The 618-nt window shown below is 40.8% G+C and carries 2 pseudogenes; one reads left to right on the plus strand and one right to left on the minus strand.

Annotated features, from left to right (window positions below):
* Positions 1-169 (minus strand): annotated as a pseudogene (locus LPA49_RS22270) (sigma-70 non-essential region-containing protein); the annotation flags it as partial.
* Between LPA49_RS22270 and LPA49_RS22275 the strand changes: the two are divergent.
* Positions 170-618: pseudogene (locus LPA49_RS22275) on the plus strand (IS3 family transposase); the annotation flags it as partial.

Genomic DNA, 618 nt, shown 5'->3' on the forward strand with positions numbered 1-618 from the left:
GTTTAGGAACTAGTTTAAATGTTTTAAACAGTTCACCGATTTCAAAAATAGCAGCTTGTGAATCAGGGTGTGAGCGGCCTTTTGCTTCGAATGTATCGCGTGCTTTATTGTAAAGCTCACGCAAATGTTCGAAGTGGACACGTGCTTCTTCAGGATCTGGACCTGTGTCGTTCAATCAACGCAAGGTGTTCACTATCTATCGCTGGTAACTGATGCGTATAGTCGCAAAATTATGGGGTATGAACTCAGTGATGAAATGAAGGCGACAGATGTGGTTAAGGCATTAGATATGACCATCGCTAATCGTCAGTATCAATGCAGTACGATTCACCATTCAGATAGAGGGTTACAGTATTGCTCACGGGTATATCAAGTAAAGCTTAATGAAAATGGCATTACTCCATCGATGACCGATGGCTATGATTGCTATCAAAATGCATTGGCGGAGCGCATTAATGGCATATTGAAGCAAGAATTCTTACTCTATAAATGCCAAAACCTGAAAGAGCTACGTGAACTCGTCGAAGAATCAATAGTAATATACAATGAAATGAGGCCGCATTTGAGTTTAGGCATGGAAACCCCAAACCAAGTGCATAAAAAAGACCAAGAGCAAAA

The organism is Pseudoalteromonas sp. MB41, from assembly GCF_020966275.1.
Classification (GTDB): domain Bacteria; phylum Pseudomonadota; class Gammaproteobacteria; order Enterobacterales; family Alteromonadaceae; genus Pseudoalteromonas; species Pseudoalteromonas lipolytica.